We start from the raw sequence: 17,839 nt of genomic DNA on the forward strand, positions 1-17,839 counted from the left end.
GGCCGCCTTGGAGGAACGGCTGCGGCCGGGTGCCAACGGCAGGCGTCCCCAGGCGCGAGCAGGCTGGTCACCTCGGCGGTCGCCCACTTCGGCCCCTCGGTCGGAGTGGGAAGAACACGGTCATCGCCGGAGAACTGTGCGTGAGCGTGTAGCCGCCCAGCGGTGGCGGTGTCCGGCGTTCGGACCCGTGATCCAGATGTACCGCCCTGGCCGTCGAACCGAAGCTGGAGCGGATGCCTCCGCCTGCGCCCCAGCCCGGTACCGGGATTCCGCCCACTGCGGGATGATTGCCTCAGATGTTCGGGAACACCTCCACATCGGGTGGCACATGCCCGATACTGCGCCCCTCGCTGTCGAGTAGCCGGCCCATCTGTTTCACGGTGTGCAGGCAGGCGGCCCGATCCACGATGGTGAGGTGACGAGAGCGCTCAGTGATCGTCGCCTCCAGCCGCGGCAGATCTCCGAGCGACCGTAGCCAGACCATCAGCAGGAGGTTCCGCTCTCCGGTGAGGGCACAGCACAGGCGTACGTCAGGGACGGCGGTGAGCGAGCGCGCCGTTGCCTCCAGGTGCTGCGGTGCCACGCTCGCCCACAGGACGGCCGAGTCCGGCCAGCCCGACAGGGACTGTGCCATCTCACAACGCAGCCGGAGCAACCGGTGGGCCAGCAGGCGCTTCACGCGGCGGCGCGCGGTGGGCTCGCTGATCCCGGCGCGTTCGGTGAGCTCGGCGTAGGACATACGGCCGTCCTCGTGCAGCAGGCGGTACAGCTCCCGGTCCACGGCGTCCACCCGAGCACCGCCCACCGTCGCGGACGGTGCGCGGTCCGCTTCCAGCGCGCGTTGCTGTGTCCGTTCAAGGCTGCGCAGCCGCCACCGGCTCGGCTCGCTGTAGCCCACGGTCCGCATCTCGGCCCGGTACGCCCGGACACCGGGCAGCCGCCCGACCAAGCCGCGCAGGTAGCCCGACACCTCCGCGGGTGTCCGCAACGCCGCCACGGCCAGCAGCCCGTACAAGCCTGTGAGGTGGTGGACGTAGCGCACCTGGGGCTCGGCACTCAACGCGGTGGCCGTGTCGTCCAACCGGTCGGGCACACACTCGATTTCGATGTACGCCATGCAGAACTCGCTGTGCAGGGAGGGGCCGACCACACAGGTGACCCACGCCAGCCCGGCTTCGGTCAGCCGCTGCCAACGACGCGCCACTGTCACGGGGTCGAGCGCGAGGGCCCGGCCCAACTGGGCCCAGGAGGCGCGAGGAGTGAGCTGGAGCGCGTTGATCAGCTCCAGATCCTTCTCGTCGACGGATTCGTGCGGCATGCCTCTGCTTATCACAGTGTGCGTGTGGTGGACAGTGCCGATTTACCAGGCTGTCGTGACGGAATGCTGCGTATCGGCGGCCGCTCCGCGCGGTCTGCCGATGCTGGTGGTCCGTACACGCTCGGTGTAATCGAGGAGGTCACAGATCGTGAGGAATGCCAGATCCGACCAGGACGGCGGCCCCGGCCGGCAGCGGCGCGACCGGGTCGTACGCGAGGCGGTGCGGTCCGGTCTGGTCGGCCCGGCCCAGGTGGTGTCAGGGTTCGTCGACGCGGACGGGGTCCAGGAGTCCGTGCGCGACCTGCACCGGGCCTTCGGCGACGCGCCGGTACTGCACACGTTCGCGGCCAAGGCCGCGTCACTGGTCCCCGTGCTGCGGCTGCTCGCCCGGTCCGGCATGGGGTGCGAGGTCGCCAGCCCCGGCGAGCTGGCCCAGGCCGTCGCTGCCGGCTTCCCGCCGGAACGCATCGTGCTGGACTCACCGGCGAAGACCCCCGCAGAACTGGCCCACGCGCTCGCCCTGGGAGTGGCGGTGAACGCCGACAACTTCGCCGAGGTGGACCGCATCGGTGACCTGCTCGCGGTGCACGAGAGCAGTTCGGTGCTCGGGCTGAGGATCAACCCGCAGGTCGGCGCCGGAGCCATCGACGCGATGAGCACCGCCTCGCCCAGTTCGAAGTTCGGCGTGCCACTGCGGGATCCCGGGGCACGGCAGCGCGTCCTCGACACGTTTACCGAGCGGCCCTGGCTGACCCGGCTGCACGTACACGTCGGTTCGCAGGGATGCTCCCTGGACCTGATCGGCGAAGGGGTGCGCGCCACGTTCGAACTCGCCGAGGAGATCAACGCGGCGGCGGGACGGCAGCAGGTGACCAGTCTGGACATCGGCGGCGGCCTGCCGGTCAACTTCGACGACGACGAGATCCGCCCGACGTACGAGACTTACGTCCGGCAGCTGCGCGCCGCGGTTCCCGGACTCCTCACCGGACGCTACGACCTGGTCACCGAGTTCGGCCGTTCTCTGGTCGCCAAGAACGGCTTCACGGCCGCGGTCGTGGAGTACACCAAGGACACCGGTGGCCGCCGTATCGCACTGACGCACGCGGGCGCGCACATCGCCACCCGCACCGTCTTCATGCCGGATGCGTGGCCGCTGCGGATCGCTGTGTACGACCGCGACGGCCGGCCCAAGCACGCTCCCGAGCGCGTTCAGGACGTCGCGGGCCCGTGCTGCTTCGCCGGCGACCTCGTCGCCCGCGAACGCACGCTGCCCGAGCTGGCACCCGGCGACATCGTGGTGCTGCTGGACACCGGCGGCTACTACTTCTCCACCCCCTGGTCGTACAACAGCCTCGCCCGGCCCGCCGTGCACGGCTTCACCACACACGGACCGGACCTGCGGTTCGCCACGGTCCGACGGGAGCAGACCCTCGCCGAGATCCTGGCCGAAAGCGGCGTCGACCAGGCGGACGCGCTCCTCTTCAGCTTCAGCGAGGCGGACAGCGACGCGGCCCACGCGCGGCTCGTACCGACAGGAGACTGACGTGACACTGACCGAAGAGCCCGCGACGGCCGTCCGCCGTATGCCCGCGGTCAAAGCCGCCGCGCCCTACGCCATCGCCGTCGCGGGACTGATCGCCGCGCTGATACTCGGCTTCGTCATCCACGCGCCGACGATCTGGGGCCTGCTCCCAATCGGCATGTACGCGGTGCTCTCGCTGTGCGGCATGAACCTTCTGCTGGCCACCGTGGTCTCCCTGCTGGCCGCGCTCCTCCTCGTCCACCGTTCACTCACCGACGTCGGCACCCTCCTCGGCACCTCGCTCGGCGATACCGTCACCCTCATCGGGCTCATCTGCCTGCTCGGCGCCGGTCTGGGCGAGGTGCTGCGGCAGACCGGCGCGGCCGGCATCCTGGTCCACGGGATCCTGCGCATGGCCCGCCGGGAGAGCCAACTCGCCATCCACATCGGTGTGATGATGTCCTGCCTGGTCCTCACATTCGCCCTGGGCACCCTCGCCGGAGCGCTGGCCATCGCGGCCCCGATCGTCGTCCCCGTGATGGCCCGCGCGGGTCTCACCCGCTCCACGACCGCGACCGTCATGTTCCTCGGCGGCTGCGCGGGGCTGGCCCTCGCCCCCTTCGCCGGATCCAACATCGCCATCCTCGACGCCTCCGGCCTGGACTACGGCACGTACGTACTCGTCGGCGCGGGCCCGCTCGCCGCCCTGTCCCTGGCCCTCTCGCTCGTCATCGTCCCACGCGTCCAGCGCCGCTCCGCGGCCGCCGGCGACGACTTCTACGAGGACATCGACACGGGCGCGGGCGACGAGCCGTCCGGAGCCCGTGGTGTGCGCGCCACCTGGGCGTTCGCGGTGGGGCTCGGGGTCTCCGTCGGGTATGCCACCGCCAGTAAGTCCGGGACCGCGTTCCCGCTGCTGGCCCTGCCCACCATGGCCGCGCTCACCGCCGCCGCAGGTGGACTGTCCGTCAAGGACACCATCGACGCGTTCTGCCGGGGCGCGGCACGCATGGTCGAGACGTTCCTGCTGTTCTGGATGCTCGCCGCGTTCTTCCTGGCGGTCAACGAACTCCAGCCCTACGACGTTCTCCTGGACCGCTTCGGCCCCCAGCTGCACGGCCTGGCCCCGCTGCCCTTCGCGATCGCCGTGGCGCTCCTGGGCTGGTTCGGCGTCCCGGGGGCCACTGCCGCGCACGTGGTGTTGCTCAACAAGGTCTTCGGACCGCTCGGCACCAGCATCGGCCTCACGCCCGCCGCCTGGGCGGTGACCTACCTGTGGGGATCGAAGGCCGACACCTACGGCCCCTACCCCAACGCGAACATGATGGCCGCTCTCGGCTTCGCCGAAGGCACCCGGCTGAGGACGCTGCTCACGGTGGGCTGGACGCTCCTCATCCCGGCAGCGGCCATGTACGCCCTCATCCTCGCCCTGCTCCTCTGACCGGCTGGACTCTCAGGTACCCGCACCGCATTCCACCGCTAAGGAACAAAGTTGTACGAATTCGATGTACTCGCCGTCGGCGGCACCGTCATCGACGGCACCGGCGGCCCCGCCCGGCGGGCCGATGTCGGCATTCGCGGCGACCGGATCGTCCTCCTCGGCCGGGCCGCGCCCAACGCCACCGCGCGGGAGGTGCTCGACTGCACCGGCCACGTCCTCGCGCCCGGCTTCATCGACCTGCACTCGCACGCCGACTTCACCGTGCGCGACGCGCCCAGCGCCGAAGCGTGCATCAGACAAGGCGTCACCACCATCGTCACGGGCAACTGCGGCAGTTCCCCCTTCCCCATCACCCCGGAACGGCGCCACGCGCTGGACACTACGCTCGCCCGCGGCGGCAGTAGCAGCGCCGAGATGCCCTGGGAAGACTTCGACGGCTTCGCCCACGCAGTGGAGCAAGCCGAACCGTGCGTCAATCTCGCCGCCCTCGTCGGCCACTCGGCCCTCCGCATCGCCGCGGTCGGCACAGAACTGCGCCCCGCGACGGCCGACGAGACCGCCCACATGTGTGGACTCCTCGCCCGAGCCGCCGAACAGGGAGTGTTCGGCCTGTCCACCGGGCTCATCTATGCCCCCGGATCGTTCGCCGGTACGGACGAGGTCGTGACCCTGGCCACCGAGGCCCGGCGGGCCGGGCTGCTCTACAGCACCCATATCCGCGACGAGGGCGACCATCTCATCGAAGCCGTGACCGAAGCCCTGGACACCGCCCGGCGCAGCGGCGTGCGCCTCCAGGTCTCGCACCTCAAGGCGATGGGTCCCGCCAACCACGGCAAGGTGCACGAGGCGCTGGCCCTCATCGAGTCCGCCGCCGCGGAAGGACTGGACGTGGCGTGCGACGTCTACCCCTACGCCGCATCCTCTACGCGACTCACCTCCCGCCTTCCCGACTGGGCGCTGGACGGCGGCCTCGACGCGCTCCTCGCCCGACTGGACAAGCCGAAGACCCGCGAGGCGATCGCCGCGGAACTCCGGGCGAAGACCGGACACACCTTCCTGCCCGAAGGCACCGTCATCGCAGCGATGCCACCGGGCCGCTACTCCTCATGGGTGGGAGGCACGGTCCAGGACATCGCCGTCGCCACCGGCCGCGACCCAGCCGAGGCATCCCTCGACGTTCTGCGTGCCCACCAGGCTCAGGTCTGGATCGTCAACCACGCCATGTCCGAAGCGGATGTGGACACGGTGCTGCGCCATCCCCTGAGCGCAGTCGTCAGCGACGGCTGGGAACTGGACACGGCCACCGACGGCCACCCCCACCCCCGTCACTTCGGCACGTTCGCCCGGGTCCTCGCCCGGTACACCCGCGACCGCCAGATCCTCACCCTCCAGGACGCCGTCCGCAAGATGAGCGCACTGCCCGCAGCCCGCCTGGGCCTCACCGACCGGGGCACCGTGAGCGAAGGCATGGTCGCCGACCTCACCGTCTTTGATCCCAAGACGGTCAGCGACACCGCCACATACGACGCACCGCTCTCCTACGCCGAGGGCACCCGCCACGTCCTCGTCAACGGCCGCCCCGTACTGCGCGATGGTGCCTTCACCGCGCACCGCCCCGGCACGATGCTTCGCAAGGCGGCCGCGCGACGGTGATGTCGAAGGCGGCCAGGCGGCTACGTCCCGGGCAAACTCATCCGGACACCGTTCGCTCGGCGCCCGTGCTCACGATTCCTTCCACAGCACCCTGCCCGGCCGGTCGCCGGAGAAGGCTCCGTCCTGGAGCACGACGCGGCCGTTGACCAGGACGTGGTGAGTGCCGTGGGCGTAGGACTGCGGCGCGTCGTAGGTGGCCGTGTCGGAGATCGTCGTGGGGTCGAAGACGGTGAGGTCCGCCACCTTGCCCTCCTCAACGGTGCCGCGATCGGTCACACCATCGCGGGCGGCCGGGAGCGCGGTCATCTTACGGACGGCTCGGGGGGCGTTAGCACCCGGCTGCCGCGCGTGTACTCGCCCAGGACACGGGCGACGGAGCCGAAATGGCGGGGGCAGGATGTGGCCGCGGCGGCTCGGCTCGCCGGCTGTCCCGCGGTCATCGTCATGCCGCATGACGCCCCGCGCATCAAGGTCGACAACTGCCGCTGATGGGGCGCCGAGAGGTCCTGTACGACCCGCTCACCGAGGACCGGGAAGAGGTCGCCCGGAAGATCCTTCAGGACCGCGGCATGACGCTGATCCCGCCCTTCGACGACGTCAGGGTCATGGCCGGGCAGGGCACCGTCGGCCTGGAGGTCGCCGAGCAGGCGCGCGAGCTGGGCCTGACCCCGGATGTGGTCCTGGTGAACTGCAGTGGCGGCGGGCTGGCCTCCGGTGTGATCACCGCGCTCCACCACGCGTTCCCCGGCATGACGCACCACATCGTCGAACCGGCGGGCTTCGACAAGATGGCCCGGTCCCTGGCGACCGGCCACGTGTGCGCCAACCCCCACCCGCCCGGCGGCCTCATGGACGCCATCTCCGGCCCGGCGGCCGGTGCGCGCCCGCTGGCCGTCCTGCGCCGTGTCCCTGCCGAATACCTCATCCGTGCAGGTCGTGCCGCATGTTGGTATTCGCGAAGGAGGCTGCCGAGGTGGTCGCGGCGGCGTATGTCGCGGCGGGTTAACACGTCGCGATCGTCGATCGGCGTGGGCGATGGGCGTAGCGGTCGGGCGTTGGCGATGCCGTGGTGCGGCTGGTGGGCGATGTAGAACTGCTCGCCGGGGAAGTTGAATGTGCTGGTCGAGGAGTACCGGGATGCCGTTCTCGAGGTTCTGGCGTCGTACCTGGCTGGCACACCGTCGCCGACCGCGTCGGATGCTGCGGTGGCTGACGACGGCCGGGGCTCTCTGCGTCCAGAGGACGATCTCACGGCGAATCGGCCAGGCATGGCGGTGAGTGCGAAGCTCAATGAGGTCGCCCCGGGCATTGTGGATCGTTTGGTGGCGATGCTGTTGGGGCGGCGGTCCGAGGCGTAGGGCTGGCGGAAGGACCTGATGGGGAAGCAGAGGATCGGTGCGGAGCTGGAGTGCCCCAAGTCGTCCAGGGCCGGGAATCCTGCCGTGCTCATTCCGGCACGGGCGTAGACGTCGTCGGCGACGACCTCTTCGAAGGAGCGGCCGGTCACCGCTTCGATGAGCAGGCCGAGCAGGATGTAGCCGGCGCCGTTGTAGAGATGACGCTCCCCGGGAGGGAAGTGGGGTTGCTTGTTGGCGAACAGGGGCAGGTAGTCCTTGTTGCCCCGCAGCAGGTAGAGCGGGTGGGAGGAGGTCAGGACAGCCCATTCGGCCTGCCAGTCGTCGCTGCCCTCTTCGAACCAGTCGCCGATGCCCGCTGTCATTGTCAGGGCGTGGCGGACCGTGACACGCGGATCGAGCTGGGGCATGTGGTCTCTCACGAAGTCCACCAGCGCTTTGTCCAGGCGGACCTGTTTTCGCTCGACGAGCTGCAGGACGGCCACCGCTGTGAACATCGTGGACACCGACGCCACGCGGAAGCGCGTGTCGCACGTGTTCGGTATGGATCATCGCCGTGACGCCATCCCGAACGCGCGGGTGAATACCGGCTCCCCGTGCCGCGTGACGCGGACCGTGCCGGAGAACCCTTTCCCTCTGCCGCTCGGGAAACGGCCTCCTCCAGGCAAGCTGGATCGAAGCCGTCAGCCCTCGTCACGATCGTCACCGCAGACCCCCTCGCAGCAGAAAGTTCACCAGCCATCGGTGATGATCGTCAGCAGTCCGCAGCAGTCCGCAGCAGTCCGCAGCAGTCCGCAGCAGTCCGCCCGCGGGCAACCGCTTTACCCTGACCGCCTCGCCGAACTGGACACTCGCCTTGGGCGTCGCTTATGAGAGCTGGAGCGACACGACCAGCGGCGCCGGCTTCGGTGGCGTCGCGCGACGCTCCCTCAGTGATGTCCAGGCAGCCAACACCTTGTGTTGACGCGGACGGAGCCGACGTGGCGGACGGAGCGCCCTATTGGTTGGTGAGCGTCTATGGCCGCGATCCCGATGGGAACCACCCTCATTGCCCAACGACAGCGGCTGGCAGAGCCGGTGTCAGCCGTGGGCAGCCGATACGTCGGCTCCAACCCTCGAGGCCGGTCATCAGTCGTTGCACGGGCGTCGGGAGGTGATGGTGTTCCCGGACGTTGCCTATCGCCGAGGAAGAGGATTCAGTGGGACTTGGGCGCGCTGTCTACTGGGCCGGGGTGCCGTGTGCCTGTACCGCAGCAGCCAGGTGATCGGCGAGGGGTTCGGGCAGGGCTTGGCCGTTGAAGGTCTGCATGAGTGCGTCGGCGATCAGGCGCACTTTGATGTTGCTGTGCTGGGAGGCGGTCACCAGTACCTGCCAGGACTGCTGGCTGGTCAGCTGGAACGATGCCATGAGGATGCCGCGCGCCATATCGATCGTTGGTCGGGTCTGCATGGCCCGACGCAGTTGGGTGTTCTCGGCCGCTTGATCGTCGCCGGATGATTTTGCTATCCGTGGCAGCCGTTCCGAGGACGGCGTGTGCTGTACGGCTGCGACCACATCTTCCTCACCGGCGCAATCGGGCGGATCTCCCGCCTCGGCGTACGTGGGATGGGATGAGGAGGCCAGATGTTCGGCTGTCCCCTCTCCGGCGGTGAAGAGTGGAAGGGTGCTGGTCAGGGCGAGCAGGCGGGCCACGGCCGGGCTGGTGGCACACAGGATGAAGCTCTTGGATGCCTGGAGGGCGCGGTGGCGCACGCGCAGCAGAACGTTGAGGGCGGAGCAGTCGCAGAACTCGACTCCTGCGAGATCCAGTTCCAGGCCGCCCACAGCGTGGTCCAGTGCATCGCTCAGCGTCTGCTGCAGTACCTGACCGCTCTCCAGGTCGAACTCGCCGGACGCTGTCACGATGAGCCGGTCGCCGACCGCGTCGACATTCAGTGTCACGGGCACCGGCGGCTGCAATTCCTGTAGAGCGGTGACGCACTCCATGCAGGGCCCCTCGTCTCGGGCAAGGGTCGTGTGAGGGGACATGGGGGCTCCCGGTGCATACCGTCGTCTCTGTGCTCCCAGGATCACCATAACTCTGCTTCACGTCAACCATTACGTGAAATGTAGTTCCTGTTTTTGTATGCGCGAACCAGACGCCGTATCGTGGGGACATGAACCGAACACCGGAACCGCATGCAGGCTGGACGTTCTTGACTAACCATGCCCGGGTGCTGATCGCGATCTTTGAAGATCACACGATCCGTGTCCGCGACATCGCCGCCCGCTGCCAGCTCACTGAACGCGCCGTGCAGAAGATCATCGCCGACCTCGAAGAGGGCGGATACCTCACCCACGTCCGGCAGGGCCGGTCGAATGTCTACCGCATCGCGCCCGACACGCCTCTGCGTCATCCGGCAGATGTCGGCGCCACTGTCGCAGACCTGCTGTCACTCCTGGCGCACCAGGAGGCCGGGCACGTAACCACCCTCGCCGCCGAGTCGCATGAGGGGCGCTGACCCGGCATCTGGCGGCCATTCGCCTTCGTCTTGAAGACGAAGGCGTGCACGATGGAACCTCTCGCAGGATCCGGGGCGGGTGACGGCTGCGTCGCCGGGCCTCGCCACCACGGCATGACGCGTGCGCATCCCGCGCAGGGGAGCGGAGCAGGTGGCGTTCGACTGAGGCGGTTCGGTCCGAACCGGTCGCCGAGATCGCCTTCACCGAGCGGACCCGCGACGGACGCCTGCGCCACCCCCGCTACCAGGGGCTGCGGCGGGACAAATCGGCCCGCGACGCCGTGCGCGAGTGATCGGGGCACTCACGTCCGTGCGGCCGGTGAATGCCGAGCGTGAGCGGGGAAATGGCCGCATGGGCATGGGGCCCTCCAACCCGAGGAGGGGCTGGGCGAGGGAACGACCGTGCCAGGCGGACGATGCCAGGGCAGGGATGTGCCGCCAGTGGCGTTGAGGATCTCGGCGGTGACATAGCTGGCCTGCTGTGGGGCAAAGAAGACGCACGCGGGTGCCATCTCGGCGGGCTGGGCCGGGCGCCGAAAAGGGCTTTGCTCGCCGAACCTCGAGGTGTCGGGCAAGGTGGCGGGGATCAGAGGTGTCCACACGGGGCCCGGGGCCACGGCGTTCACACGGATGCCGCGCTCCGCCAGGTCCCCCGCGAGGCCCTGGGTGAAGGTCGCGATGGCGCCCTTGGTCGTTGCGTAGTCGAGCAGATGAGCGCTGGGCTTGTACGCCTGCACCGATGTGGTGTTGATGATGCTGCCGCCTTCCGGGATATGCGGCAGGGACATCTTGCAGAGCCGGAACATACCGTACAGATTCGTGCGCATCACGCGGTCGAACTGCTCGGTGGTGATGTCTTCCAGACCCTGGGACTGTGCCATCTGGAAGGCGGCAGTGTTGACGAGGATGTCGATCGAGCCGAAGGCAGATAAGAGAAACCGAATGCCCTGGGTGCCCGATGGCGGCACGCACAAACCATCCGCCATGGAGCCAAAGGCCTCCCTTCCGGCCCAGCGGGGCTTGACGATCTCCAGTCCGGATCGGTAGCCGACCAGTTCGCGCGTATCGTAGCGAAACTGCGGCCAAGACACTTCAACACTAGATCCCTGAATCGGGTGTCGCCATAGCGGGTCAGCGGCTGTCCGCCATATCTGTTCGAAGCGCCCGGCGAGACACAGTTTCCTCACCTGATGATCGGGAACGCGCTTGATGAGCGGCCATACCGCGGCAGTTGCCACCAGGGCTTCGCCACGGCGGCCCAATGGAGGTTCGTACTTATGTTCAGGGCGATTGCAGATGTCATCCGGGCCATCGGTGGGGCCATCGCCACCGTCGTCACGCTGCCTTTCCGGGCTGTGGCTCGGCTCTTCGGCGGAGCATCGGACACCGCGCACGGCCGTCACTGAACCCGCACGCAATTGTCGCCAGCCGTACCTGGCCGTGAGGAGGTCATCGGCGTTGCCGGTAAAAGCCGGACGGCGGCGCGGTGGGCGGAAAGCGCGGCCTTTTTGACGGTCGGCATCGTCACGATTACTCCGCTGGGGAGCGTGGTGCCTCCGGGGCCCGTGAGGCGCATCAGCGAGTAGTGCCAGGCGATTTCTTGGATGCCCGGATCCTCGGAAAGTGGGCGCAGTGGGGGAGTTTCCGTCAGGGAGTTTCCGTCAGGGAGTGGGGCCCGGCCCGTTGGCCGTGAGGCTGCTCGGGGGCTTGCCGGTCACCGGGTTCGGCGTTCCCGGTGCTGGCCTGCCGGTCCGGGCGGGCTGGGGTATCTCGGCGGGGTCCCTGCCGCGGTGGCGCCAGTGGACGCGTGCCGACTTGTCCGCCAGCTTCGTCCACAGCATCAAGTCCCGGGCGTCCTCACGTGTCGCGCGGTCCCACTCGACCCCGAAGAACCACAGCTAGCTTCTCTGCACCAAGCAAGACGGCACGCCGAGGAGATCTGTTCAGGAGCTTCCGCAGCGTCCTGTCACGGCTACGGCCAGAACGACCCAAACTCCCAGGTGATCGACAGGGTGCGCCGGGCAGCGCCGGCACTCCACCGTGCCTGACGGGGACGAGCGTGGACGGTCTAATCCAGTACCAGACGTCCGTTATGGACTCTGGTCCCGGCCTGCTTGAGGCGATGCAGAACCGGCACGACTTCGACTTGGCGCACGGCGGGGAGCACGCCGACCTTGGTAGTGATGAAGGTGTACAGGTCCTCGGTGTCCCTGCAGGTGACAGTGACCAGCAGATTGGCCGCGCCGGTGACAGCGGCCGTGAACGTGGTCTCGGGAGGCAGCGATAGTGCGGTGCCGGTCGCATCGAGATCGCCCGGGGTGACGGTGAGCCAGAGGTATGCGGTGGCGTGAAAGCCGAACTGGGCCGGCGCGAGGTCCACCGCGATGTGCAGTGCCCCGGAGGACAGCCCTATGGCGACCGGTTGCCGGTGGACCGTTTCACCCGCCCCCGCCCCCGCCGCGCCTGACCCGCCGGCGGGGGCCGGTCCTCCGGCTTGACTTCGAGCGCGCTCCAGGTCCTAGCGTCGGAGGCGTTCGTCAGCCCTCGAGGTACCGCCCGGTCCGCCGGGCAGGAGGAGTATCCGCGCATGATCACCCGAACCACGCTCGGCTCGCCCGGTCTCACCGTCAGCGCGATGGGCCTGGGGTGCATGGGGATGAGCGAGAGCTACGGCGCCGCCGACTGGGACGGCGGCCTGGCCACCATCAACCGGGCCCTGGAGCTGGGCATCACGTTCCTGGACACCGCCGACGCCTATGGCACCGGGCACAACGAGGTGCTGGTGGGCCGGGCCATCCACGGCCGCCGGGACCAGGTGCAGCTAGCCACCAAGTTCGGCATCGACCGCAGCGCCGGCGACCGGGCACGCCGCATCCGCGGTGCCCGGGACTACGTGCTGCGCGCCTGCGACGCCTCGCTGCTGCGGCTGGGCGTCGAGGTGATCGACCTGTACTACGCCCACCGCCCGCCCCAGGACGTGGAGATCGAGGAGACCGTCGGGGCGATGGCCGAGCTGGTCGAGGCGGGCAAGGTCCGCCATCTGGGCCTGTCCGAGGTCGACGGCGAGTTGCTGCGCCGGGCGCACGCGGTGCACCCGATCACCGCGGTGCAGAGCGAGTACTCGCTGTGGACCCGCGACGTCGAGGCGGTCACCCCGGTGATGGCCGAGCTGGGGGTCGGGTTGGTGCCGTACTCGCCGCTGGGGCGGGGGTTCCTGACCGGCAGCCTGGACCGCTCCACGCTGGGCGAGAAGGACTTCCGGCGCACCAACCCCCGCTTCGCCGGCGAGGCGGGCGAGGCCAACGAGAAGATCGCGCAGACCGTGCGCGAGGTGGCCGACCGGCTGGGTGCCACCCCGGCCCAGGTGGCGCTGGCCTGGGTGTACGCCCAGGCCGAGCGGCTCGGGGTGGCGGTGGCGACCATTCCGGGCACCCGCAGCCCGGCCCGGCTGGAGCAGAACGCGGCCGCGCTGGAGCTCACCCTGGACGCCGAGGCACTGGCCGCGCTGGACCCGCTGAGCGACCAGGTGATGGGCGAGCGCTACACCCCTGCGCACACCGCTGAGGTCGCTCGGGGTTAGCCGGTGGGCTCGACGCGCACGACGTCCAGCTCGACGACGTCGTTGACGTCGCGCCCACCGGTGACCTCGCCGGTCACGACCAGCCGGGGTCGGGCCAGCGGTGCCCCGTCCTGCTCGACGGCCAGGATCGCCCCGGTTGCCGGAGCCCGGGGCGATCTCGCCGTAGGAGACCAGCGCCCGGTACCCGTCCGCGCCCACCGCGAGCACGCCGACGCTCAGCTGGGGTGTCGTCAACCGATCACCTGGCCGCTGAACGCGGCGCGATGCCGGGTATGCCGAGGTCGACCGGCGCGACCCTGGCGAGCCGACGGGTCTGGTCTCGCTTCTGGCACAGGAAGGACAGGGTGAGGTCGATCCCTTCGATCTCACCGAGCCACCCCTCTGCTTCGGCTCGGGCCCGGCGGGCCAGAAGGTCGACTTCAATCTCGTCGAGGCGGGACAGCATCTTCGGATTGATGTTGATCATGGGACATCTCAGACAGGCGTGCTCATGCTGGCAAGGTGTCGAGTAGGGGCGGGCGCATCCTCCCAGCTCGACTTTGCGCTGGTCGAAGTGCTCCTCGGAGCCGGGCCATTCGGATTCGGTGACCGGCCGGTACTCATCGGTTGGCCTGGCCTGGCGGCGCCGGTCGAGAAATCCCTGGTAGTGCCGGACGACGTCCTCGTTGAACACGGCGACGTATCCACGAGTCGTTTGAAGATTCAAATGTCCGAGTAGGGCTGCTCCGATGTGGATCGGAAGCCCGCTGTTCACCAGCTCCGTGGCCAGGAGTCGGCGAAAATCGTGCGGGGTGAAGCTGGTCGCAAGGAAGCCAGGGTGTTGTTCGGCGAGCTCGACGCAGTGGCGCTTCAGCATGTTCACCACGGTGGTATCTGACATGACCTCGTGCTTGGTGCCGATCTTGCGTTGGAACAAGAACGGCATGGGTGCGCTGCTCTGCCGTTCCTTCGGGTCGTAACGAGGCAGCAGAGGGATGGTCTGGCCGCCGGTGGTGTGGCGGCGGACGATGGCCGCGACGACGGCGAACAGCTCGGCGGACATGGGGATGACGCGTTCCCGGTCGCTCTTCGAGGGAGCGACCACCAGCAAGGCGATGACCTCGCTGTTGGGCCGTTGATACTGCCCGGATGCTGAGATGGGTGAGTTCCAGGGCCTCCTCTATGCGCACGCCTGAATGCCGCAGGACCTCAACGATCGCCCACTCCCAGAAGGCGGCGTCCTCGGCATGCGTGACATTGATGTGCTTGCCGCTCTCCAGATCGAGGACGCGGACGTTCGCCAGCCCTCCGAGCCGGACGCGGCGTTCATCCACCCTGCTCCACAGGCGCTGATAGGTGTGACCCTCCAGCGTGACGGTCTGCCCGCCGGCCATGTCCGCGGCCTGCGCGAGTAGGTCACGGAGGTGGCCGTACCGGTTCTCCAGGTGTTCCAGGAGAGTGTTCAACAGCGGTTGACGTTGCCTGGTGCGGTCGTCCATGCGTTCCTTGACGCGTCGTTTGCGGATCCCATAACCGCGGACCTCGGCGTCGGAGATCGGACAGGGCGCCACCCAGATCGCCCACTGGTCGGGCTCCGCTGCTGCCCACGCCTGCAGATCGGCGTAGAAGGCGCGTACTGCCCGCAGGATGGGGTCGAAGTCGCGCTGCCCCTTGCCGTCCACGCGAATCGCGACCCGGTCCCGCCACCGCTGGTAGAGCTCGCCGTCGATGCGCAGGTCGGGCTGGCTGGGGGCGAGTTGCTCGATGGTAGCCCAGAAGTTGTTGGCCAGGTGGCGGGACAGGTTGTCCAGCGTCGAATAGTCCAGTTCGGGCTTGCGTCGTTCCAGGTAGGCGACGAGCAGGTGCCGAACCCCGGTATTGCGGATCTTGTAGCGGTCGACCAGTTCTTTGACCGTCGACCGCCCGTTGAGCAGGGCCGCCTTCAGCGTCGCCGGCCCATGGGAGGGGAAGTGGTCCATCGTGTGGAGCACTTGCCAGGCCAGGTGGCCGGGGAACCGGCTGCCGGCTCCGCGTGCCCCCAGGACCAGTCCTTGACGGCGCCACTCCCACGCGTAGTGCAGGAAAGCCTCGGGGGTCAGGTTGGCCAGGGCGATGCCCTGCGTGGTGAGGGCGACCGCGATGTCGAACAGCGCGGTCCCGTGGTGAATCGGGTTCACCGGCGTGGCCTGCGTCTCAGCCCAGAACTTCTCCAGCAGCGGGTCGTTCTGGGCGGCGAGGAAGCGCTGCCCGTAGTAGAGGAAGGTGTTCGACCGGAATGCCTCCAGTGAGGGCTGGATGATCCGCAGACACAGCAGGCAGGCAGCGCCGGTGCCGATCTGGCTTCTCTCTCTGGGAGCCGATCGCAGGACCGACACGGGGTTGCCGCCCAGGTTGAATCCGCTGGCCTCCCACCGCTCCTGCCAGGTCTCGCCCGGGACCTGGCTCAGGTGCTGCAGGAGGTCCCGGGCGCCGCGGCTCCGGTTCCATCGGTTGTCGGCCGACTTCGTCGGCCAGGTCGTGCGCACCGCCTGCGCGATCTCCTCGACGGAGGCGCGGGTCAGATCGCCTTGGGGACGCGGCGGGACCGTGGGGGCAGGGGCAGGTGCGGCGTTCACGCTGACGAAGCGGCTGACGCCCTTCTTGCTCGTCGGCTGGGTCAGGGTGCCGGGTTCAGCCACCGAACACCGCCTTGATGTCCTCCGGGTCATACCCGGCGGCGAAGGTGCGCTGGGGACGGGGCTTGGTGTAGTGCTCCTGGAGCTTGTCGTGCAGGTCCTCCACGCGGGCCGTCAGGTAGCGGCCAGTAGTGTCTAGGTGGGCGTGCCGCAAGATGGTCTGCACCTCGGCGAGGGTGAGCCGCTCGTCTCCCGCCATCCTGACCGCCGCCGTATGGCGAGCGTCGTGCAAGGTCCAGTTCGTGCCGAGCTTGTCGTTGGCCCGCTGGAGAATGCGGCGTGTCGCCCAATACGTCAACGGGCGCGGATCCCCGCGGCGGGTGCGCCACACCGGTTGGCCTGGGTCGGGCAACCCGTCGGCGGCCAGGTAGCTGCCCAGGTAGCGGAAGGCGTTCGGGGAGGCGGGCACGGGCTGTCGGATCCGGGTGCCCTTGCTGATCACGTATATCAGCTGGCCCGACCAGTCGATGTCGTTCAGCCCAACGCCCAGCAGTTCGCTCGCCCTGGCCCCGGAGGAGACGTAGAACTCCAGGAGTGCGCGGTCACGGTCGCAGCCCATCCCGGCGAACAACTCATCCACAGATGGTCGGGGATAGACCGTGGGGCCTGCACCGGCACCTTCTGCCGCAGCCGGCCCCGCCGGAGCACCGGCGTCGGCTCCAGCGGAGACCGGTGTGCAAGAGCCTGCCGACGCCCGTGCGAGGCCGGCACCGGATTGACCACCGGACCAACGCCGAACCTCGCATGAAAGGCATAGAACCCGCTGACCACGCTGAGGTTGTGGTTGATCGTGCTCGCCGCGTACCCCTCCCGGAGCGATGGCTTGCCGGTCTTCAGATTCACCGACCCCGCAGGCGGAGACGCGCTGTCCCGCTTACGGAGCCGCTGCGGGTTGCGCGCTTCCCGCAGCCAGCCAACGAGCGCCGCGACTTCGGTCTCCGTGGCCTTGTCCCAGGAGATCTGCAGGTAGTGGAGTAGCCGGTACCACCGCAACAGTCCGAACCCGTAACTCCGGCAGGTCAGCGGGCTGACGTCCCCCAGCATCAGATCTCGCAGGTAGGCACTGACCGGTTCGACCTCGCAACCGTCAGCATCCACTACAACGAACGGAAGGTCGGGCGTCGCCCCCGCGACCACAGCGCCGACCTCGGGAACCGAGCACTTCCCCTCCATCAGGGCACGTCTCACGTCCTCCACCACACCACACTCCTGAAAAGACCCAGACGATCCGCCTGGGTCACGACTGGGACATGGTGCAGTTAACAGGTCGCCACCATCGCAGCAGGTCCATGCCGTACGAGCGCGGCGTCAACGGCGAACAGTCCGCCGACTTCAGGTCCGTGAAGTACACCGCCGCCGGCTCGACCGGTCTCCCAAACGGGTCCAGCAACTGGCAGGGCTCCCAGGGGTCATCGATCTTCAGTAACTGACCGATCTCAGGCAGGACGAAGCTTTTGCTTCGATGAGGACGGTGTGTGTTGTAGCGCCGTTGGTAGGCGGCCAGGACTTGTCGGGCGTGTGCCTCGTTCGTGATGAGGATGTGGTCGAGGGCCTCGCGGCGGATGCTGCCGGTCACCCGTTCGCAGTGGGCGTTCATCCTCGGCGTTCGTGGCGCGCTCTTGATCACGTCTATGCCGTCGGCTTCGAAGACGGCGTCGAAGGACTGTCCGTACTTGCTGTCGCGGTCACGGAGCAGGAACCGCAGAGGCGCCGGGTGCCGTGTTCGAGGAAGCCCAGCGCATACAGTCTGCGTCTGGACACGGTGTCCAGATGGAAGAAGTCTGCCGCGATGATGTCGTTGGCCTGATTCGTGA

At 68.5% G+C, this 17,839-nt stretch carries 18 protein-coding genes and 2 pseudogenes; 10 read left to right on the plus strand and 10 right to left on the minus strand.

Features of this window, described 5'->3' with window-relative positions; translation table 11 throughout:
* Positions 1–292 precede the first annotated feature (292 nt).
* Entirely contained in the window at positions 293–1,318 is a 1,026-nt protein-coding gene (locus STRVI_RS20555) for an Lrp/AsnC family transcriptional regulator (protein WP_014057595.1), read from the minus strand.
* Between the two features lie 148 nt (positions 1,319–1,466).
* On the opposite strand from STRVI_RS20555, the gene STRVI_RS20560 reads away from it, so the two are divergent.
* Genes STRVI_RS20560 through STRVI_RS20570 form a run of 3 tightly spaced genes read left to right on the plus strand, consistent with a single transcriptional unit; the run spans position 1,467 to position 5,934 of the window.
* Entirely contained in the window at positions 1,467–2,861 is a 1,395-nt protein-coding gene (locus tag STRVI_RS20560; RefSeq protein WP_014057596.1) for a diaminopimelate decarboxylase, read from the plus strand.
* Between the two features lies 1 nt (position 2,862).
* A complete protein-coding gene (locus STRVI_RS20565) occupies positions 2,863–4,281 on the plus strand; it encodes a Na+/H+ antiporter NhaC family protein (RefSeq protein WP_014057597.1) in 1,419 nt (472 codons plus the stop codon).
* Between the two features lie 51 nt (positions 4,282–4,332).
* Entirely contained in the window at positions 4,333–5,934 is a 1,602-nt protein-coding gene (locus tag STRVI_RS20570) for an N-acyl-D-amino-acid deacylase family protein (protein ID WP_014057598.1), read from the plus strand.
* A gap of 69 nt (positions 5,935–6,003) precedes the next feature.
* Here the strand turns inward: STRVI_RS20570 and STRVI_RS52770 are convergent, their stop codons facing one another.
* Complete coding sequence (locus STRVI_RS52770; RefSeq protein WP_043236211.1) at positions 6,004–6,240, minus strand: amidohydrolase family protein; 237 nt, start codon at positions 6,238–6,240, stop codon at positions 6,004–6,006.
* A gap of 182 nt (positions 6,241–6,422) precedes the next feature.
* Here STRVI_RS52770 and STRVI_RS50015 point away from each other — a divergent pair, with 182 nt between their 5' ends.
* Together STRVI_RS50015 and STRVI_RS52775 are read left to right on the plus strand one after the other, a co-directional pair.
* A complete protein-coding gene (locus STRVI_RS50015; RefSeq protein WP_208949153.1) occupies positions 6,423–7,025 on the plus strand; it encodes a pyridoxal-phosphate dependent enzyme in 603 nt (200 codons plus the stop codon).
* 24 nt (positions 7,026–7,049) lie between these two features.
* Entirely contained in the window at positions 7,050–7,292 is a 243-nt protein-coding gene (locus tag STRVI_RS52775; protein ID WP_043236214.1) for a hypothetical protein, read from the plus strand.
* Between the two features lie 131 nt (positions 7,293–7,423).
* On the opposite strand, the pseudogene STRVI_RS55990 reads toward STRVI_RS52775, so the two are convergent.
* Together STRVI_RS55990 and STRVI_RS20595 are read right to left on the minus strand one after the other, a co-directional pair.
* Positions 7,424–7,786, minus strand: a pseudogene (locus STRVI_RS55990) (serine hydrolase domain-containing protein); the annotation flags it as partial.
* 722 nt (positions 7,787–8,508) lie between these two features.
* Positions 8,509–9,276, minus strand: coding sequence for an anti-sigma factor antagonist (locus STRVI_RS20595; protein WP_014057599.1), 768 nt, complete (start codon positions 9,274–9,276; stop codon positions 8,509–8,511).
* A 170-nt stretch (positions 9,277–9,446) separates the two neighbouring features.
* On the opposite strand from STRVI_RS20595, the gene STRVI_RS20600 reads away from it, so the two are divergent.
* Positions 9,447–9,791 carry a helix-turn-helix transcriptional regulator gene (locus STRVI_RS20600; protein ID WP_043236215.1) on the plus strand — a complete coding sequence of 115 codons (345 nt, stop codon included), beginning with the start codon at positions 9,447–9,449 and terminating at the stop codon, positions 9,789–9,791.
* Positions 9,792–9,877: 86 nt separating this feature from the next.
* Positions 9,878–10,084 carry a hypothetical protein gene (locus STRVI_RS48100; RefSeq protein WP_078505779.1) on the plus strand — a complete coding sequence of 69 codons (207 nt, stop codon included), beginning with the start codon at positions 9,878–9,880 and terminating at the stop codon, positions 10,082–10,084.
* Positions 10,085–10,093: 9 nt separating this feature from the next.
* Here STRVI_RS48100 and STRVI_RS54510 read toward each other — a convergent pair whose 3' ends face one another.
* A complete protein-coding gene (locus STRVI_RS54510; RefSeq protein ID WP_251982685.1) occupies positions 10,094–11,029 on the minus strand; it encodes an SDR family oxidoreductase in 936 nt (311 codons plus the stop codon).
* A gap of 39 nt (positions 11,030–11,068) precedes the next feature.
* Between STRVI_RS54510 and STRVI_RS54515 the strand changes: the two genes are divergently transcribed.
* On the plus strand, positions 11,069–11,197 hold the full coding sequence (locus tag STRVI_RS54515) for an LPFR motif small protein (protein ID WP_014057601.1): 129 nt from the start codon (positions 11,069–11,071) through the stop codon (positions 11,195–11,197).
* A gap of 662 nt (positions 11,198–11,859) precedes the next feature.
* Here STRVI_RS54515 and STRVI_RS20615 read toward each other — a convergent pair.
* Positions 11,860–12,171 carry an Lrp/AsnC family transcriptional regulator gene (locus STRVI_RS20615; protein WP_050993704.1) on the minus strand — a complete coding sequence of 104 codons (312 nt, stop codon included), beginning with the start codon at positions 12,169–12,171 and terminating at the stop codon, positions 11,860–11,862.
* 207 nt (positions 12,172–12,378) lie between these two features.
* Between STRVI_RS20615 and STRVI_RS20620 the strand changes: the two genes are divergently transcribed.
* Entirely contained in the window at positions 12,379–13,371 is a 993-nt protein-coding gene (locus STRVI_RS20620) for an aldo/keto reductase (protein ID WP_014057602.1), read from the plus strand.
* Positions 13,372–13,609: 238 nt separating this feature from the next.
* On the opposite strand, the gene STRVI_RS54520 is transcribed toward STRVI_RS20620, so the two are convergent.
* Together STRVI_RS54520 and STRVI_RS54525 are read right to left on the minus strand one after the other, a co-directional pair.
* The gene (locus tag STRVI_RS54520; RefSeq protein WP_251983018.1) at positions 13,610–14,044 is read right to left on the minus strand and encodes a hypothetical protein; all 435 of its coding nucleotides are present in this window, start codon (positions 14,042–14,044) and stop codon (positions 13,610–13,612) included.
* Between the two features lie 54 nt (positions 14,045–14,098).
* A pseudogene (locus STRVI_RS54525) lies at positions 14,099–14,413 on the minus strand (tyrosine-type recombinase/integrase); the annotation flags it as partial.
* A 184-nt stretch (positions 14,414–14,597) separates the two neighbouring features.
* Here STRVI_RS54525 and STRVI_RS54530 point away from each other — a divergent pair.
* A complete protein-coding gene (locus STRVI_RS54530; RefSeq protein ID WP_251982686.1) occupies positions 14,598–14,765 on the plus strand; it encodes a hypothetical protein in 168 nt (55 codons plus the stop codon).
* Positions 14,766–16,020: 1,255 nt separating this feature from the next.
* On the opposite strand, the gene STRVI_RS55995 is transcribed toward STRVI_RS54530, so the two are convergent.
* Together STRVI_RS55995 and STRVI_RS56405 are read right to left on the minus strand one after the other, a co-directional pair.
* Entirely contained in the window at positions 16,021–16,605 is a 585-nt protein-coding gene (locus STRVI_RS55995) for a tyrosine-type recombinase/integrase (RefSeq protein ID WP_353477042.1), read from the minus strand.
* A gap of 657 nt (positions 16,606–17,262) precedes the next feature.
* Positions 17,263–17,601 (minus strand): integrase core domain-containing protein, encoded by a 339-nt coding sequence (locus STRVI_RS56405; protein WP_435532584.1) that lies wholly within the window; start codon positions 17,599–17,601, stop codon positions 17,263–17,265.
* Between the last annotated feature and the right edge of the window lie 238 nt (positions 17,602–17,839).

The sequence above is a fragment of the Streptomyces violaceusniger Tu 4113 genome (assembly GCF_000147815.2).
Classification (GTDB): Bacteria; Actinomycetota; Actinomycetes; order Streptomycetales; family Streptomycetaceae; genus Streptomyces; species Streptomyces violaceusniger_A.

What these genes read in the sequence shown, in the direction of transcription:
- STRVI_RS20600 (WP_043236215.1), top strand. Translation starts at nt 9,447, where the DNA reads ATGAACCGAACACCGGAACCGCATGCAGGCTGGACGTTCTTGACTAAC.
- STRVI_RS54515 (WP_014057601.1), top strand. Translation starts at nt 11,069, where the DNA reads ATGTTCAGGGCGATTGCAGATGTCATCCGGGCCATCGGTGGGGCCATC.
- STRVI_RS20555 (WP_014057595.1), bottom strand. Translation starts at nt 1,318, where the DNA reads ATGCCGCACGAATCCGTCGACGAGAAGGATCTGGAGCTGATCAACGCG.
- STRVI_RS20595 (WP_014057599.1), bottom strand. Translation starts at nt 9,276, where the DNA reads ATGGAGTGCGTCACCGCTCTACAGGAATTGCAGCCGCCGGTGCCCGTG.
- STRVI_RS52770 (WP_043236211.1), bottom strand. Translation starts at nt 6,240, where the DNA reads ATGACCGCGCTCCCGGCCGCCCGCGATGGTGTGACCGATCGCGGCACC.
- STRVI_RS54530 (WP_251982686.1), top strand. Translation starts at nt 14,598, where the DNA reads ATGCGTGACATTGATGTGCTTGCCGCTCTCCAGATCGAGGACGCGGAC.
- STRVI_RS20620 (WP_014057602.1), top strand. Translation starts at nt 12,379, where the DNA reads ATGATCACCCGAACCACGCTCGGCTCGCCCGGTCTCACCGTCAGCGCG.
- STRVI_RS50015 (WP_208949153.1), top strand. Translation starts at nt 6,423, where the DNA reads ATGGGGCGCCGAGAGGTCCTGTACGACCCGCTCACCGAGGACCGGGAA.